We start from the raw sequence: 3,622 nt of genomic DNA, 5'->3' as shown, positions 1-3,622 counted from the left end.
CCCGAATGGACCCCGGCCTCCTCGATGTGCTCCATGATCCCGGCCACCACCACCCGCCGGCCGTCGGCCACGGCGTCCACGTCGATCTCCACCGCGTCCTTGAGGAACTTGTCGATCAGCACGGGGTGCTCGGGACTCGCCTCCACGGCCTCGGTCATGTACTGGCGCAGGCTGCGCTCGTCGTACACGATCTCCATGGCCCGGCCGCCCAGCACGTAGCTCGGCCGCACCACCACGGGGTAGCCGATGGCCGCGGCCACGGCCTCGGCCTCCTCGGGGCTCCGGGCGATCCCGTTTTCGGGCTGCTTGAGCCCGAGTTCGTGCAGGAGCTTCTGGAACCGCTCCCGGTCCTCGGCCAGGTCGATCTTGTCGGGGCTCGTCCCGATGATCGGCACCCCGGCCGCCTCCAGGGCCCGGGCGAGCTTGAGCGGGGTCTGGCCCCCGAACTGCACGATCACCCCGTCGGGCCGCTCGGTGGCCACGATGTTCAATACGTGCTCCAGGGTCAGCGGCTCGAAGTAGAGCCGGTCGGCCGTGTCGTAATCGGTGGACACGGTCTCCGGGTTGCAGTTGACCATGATGGTCTCGTACCCGTCCTCCCGCAGCGCCATGACCCCGTGCACGCAGCAGTAGTCGAACTCGATGCCCTGGCCGATCCGGTTCGGCCCCCCGCCCAGGATCATGATCTTCTTCCGGCGGGTGGGCTCGGCCTCGCACTCGACCTCGTAGGTGGAGTAGAGGTACGGGGTGCGGGCCTCGAACTCGGCCGCGCAGGTGTCCACCCGCTTGAACACGGCCCGGATCCCGGCCTCCTCGCGCCACCGACGCACCTCGGCCTCGCTCACCTCCAGCAGGTCTCCGAGCCGCCGGTCGGTGAACCCCCACTCCTTGGCCTCCCGGAGCACCTCGTCGGGGAGCCGGCCCCGGCCGGCGGATTTCCGGTAGGTGCGCAGTTCCCCCTCGAACTCCACGACCTGCCGGAGATTCTCAAGGAACCAGGGGTCGATCTGGGTGAGATCGTGGATCTCCTCGAGCGTGAACCCCCGGCGGTAGGCCTCGGCCACGTACCAGATCCGCTCCCAGTTGGGCACCCGCAGGCGGTCGGCAATCCGCTCGCGGATCTCGGCCTCCGTAAGGGCGGCCGCGTCTTTGAGGGGCGAACGCAAGCCGTGGATGTCCTTCTCCAGGCTCGCCACGGCCTTCTGGAGGCTCTCCTTGAACGTGCGGCCGATGCTCATCACCTCGCCCACGCTTTTCATCTGGGTGGTGAGGGTCGCGTCGGCCTTGGGGAACTTCTCGAAGTCGAACCGGGGGATCTTGGTGACCACGTAGTCGATGGTGGGCTCGAAGCTGGCCGGGGTTTCCTTGGTGATGTCGTTGGGGATCTCGTCCAGGGTGTAGCCCACGGCGAGCTTGGCCGCGATCTTCGCGATGGGGAACCCCGTGGCCTTCGACGCCAGGGCCGACGAGCGGCTCACCCGGGGGTTCATCTCGATCACCACCATCCGACCGGTCTCGGGATCCACGGCGAACTGGATGTTGGAGCCCCCGGTGTCCACCCCGATCTCCCGGATCACGGCGATGGCGGCGTCGCGCATCACCTGGTACTCCTTGTCCGAGAGGGTCTGGGCCGGGGCCACGGTGATGGAGTCGCCGGTGTGCACCCCCATGGGGTCGAGGTTCTCGATGGAGCAGATGATGACGACGTTGTCCTTGCCGTCGCGCATCACCTCGAGCTCGTACTCCTTCCAGCCCAGGACCGACTCCTCGACGAGCACCTCGTTGACGGGGCTCTGCTCGAGGCCCCACTTGATCATGCGCTCGAACTCCTCCCGGTTGTAGGCGATGCCCCCGCCGGCGCCGCCCAGGGTGAACGAGGGCCTGAGGATCGCCGGGAACCCGATCTCGTCCACGATCCGCAGGGCCTCGGCCAAGCTGTGGGCGTAGCCCGACCGGGGCAGGTCGAGCCCGATCCGCTCCATGGCCTCCTTAAACCGGGCCCGGTCCTCGGCCTTCTCGATGGCGGGGAGCTTGGCGCCGATCAGCTCCACCCCGTGGCGGTCGAGAATGCCGAGCTTCGCGCACTCCACGGCCACGTTGAGCCCGGTCTGGCCGCCCAGGGTGGGAAGGAGGGCGTCGGGCCGCTCCTTCTCCAGGATCCTCTCCACCACCTCGGGGGTGATGGGCTCCACGTAGGTGCGGTCGGCCATCTCGGGGTCGGTCATGATGGTGGCCGGGTTGGAATTGAGCAAGACCACCCGGTAGCCCTCCTCCTTGAGGGCCTTGCAGGCCTGGCTCCCGGAGTAGTCGAACTCGCAGGCCTGGCCGATCACGATGGGCCCGGCGCCGATGATCAGAATCGTCTCGATGTCGGTTCGTTTGGGCATGGCAGAATCCAGGAATCAGAATTCAGAAGACAGGAATCGGGGAAGAAGGGTCTCGTGTCCGCACCGGGGTCCGCAAGCCGGTGACCGGAGCGTGGGGAAGCGGGTCACGCGTCACCCGTCACCCGTCACCGAACCTACCCCTTCTCCATCAGCTCCACGAACCGGCGGAAGAGGTACTTGGCGTCGTGGGGGCCGGGGCTCGCCTCGGGGTGGTACTGCACGCTGAACACCGGGTACTCCCGGTGCCGGATCCCCTCCACCGTGCGGTCGTTGAGGTTCAGGTGGGTCACCTCGATGGCGTCGGCGTGGGGGGAGGCCTTCAGGCTCTCCATGTCCACGACGAAGTTGTGGTTCTGGCTCGTGATCTCCACCTTCTCGGTGGCGAGATCCTTGACCGGCTGGTTCGCGCCGTGGTGGCCGAACTTGAGCTTGCGGGTGGTGCCCCCGAGGGCGAGCCCCAGGATCTGGTTCCCCAGGCAGATCCCGAAGATCGGCACCTTCCCCAGGAGCTCCCGCACGGCCTCGGCCGCGTAGGGCGCGCCCTGGGGGTCGCCCGGCCCGTTCGAAAGGAACACCCCGTCGGGGTTTCGGGCGAGCACCTCGGGGGCCGGGGTCGAGGCCGGCACCACGGTCACGTCGCACCCCACCTCGGTGAGGAGCCGGAGGATGTTGTATTTGACCCCGAAGTCGTAGGCCACCACCCGGAACCGGCCGGGGGACCGGGGCGTGCGGTACCCCTCGCCGGGCCGCCACTCCCCCTGCTCCCACCGGAACGGCTCGGCGCAGGTCACCTCCCGCACGAGGTCTCGGCCCTCGATGGGCGGGGCGGCCCGGGCCCGGTCCACGAGCTCATCGGGGTCGAGCACCTCGGTGGAGATGGCCCCCATCATGGAGCCCTCCTCCCGGAGCCGCTTGGTCACGGCCCGGGTGTCCACCCCCTGGATCCCCACGATCCCCTGCTCCCGCAGGAACTCGCCCAGACCCTTCTTCGCCCGCCAGTTGGACGGGGTTTCCCAGGCCTCCTTGACGATGAACCCCTCGACGTGGATCCGGTAGGACTCGTAGTCCTCCTCGTTCACGCCGTAGTTCCCGATCTCCGGGTAGGTCATGGCCACGATCTGGCCCTTGTAGGAGGGGTCGCTCAGGACCTCCTGGTACCCGGTCATGCTCGTGTTGAACACCACCTCGCCGACGGTCGTGCCCTCGGCCCCGAAGGACCATCCCCGGAACACGGT

At 68.2% G+C, this 3,622-nt stretch carries 2 protein-coding genes; both read right to left on the bottom strand.

Features of this window, described 5'->3' with window-relative positions:
* A partial coding sequence (carB, locus tag ACY0I8_RS17000) for a carbamoyl-phosphate synthase large subunit (RefSeq protein ID WP_461395695.1) occupies positions 1-2,387 on the bottom strand: 2,387 nt, incomplete at its 3' end.
* A 134-nt stretch (positions 2,388-2,521) separates the two neighbouring features.
* Positions 2,522-3,622 (bottom strand): glutamine-hydrolyzing carbamoyl-phosphate synthase small subunit (gene carA / locus ACY0I8_RS16995; protein ID WP_461395694.1); only part of this gene is annotated, 1,101 nt, incomplete at its 5' end.

This window comes from Deferrisoma sp., from assembly GCF_054681715.1.
This window is presented reverse-complemented; position numbering and strand designations above follow the sequence as displayed.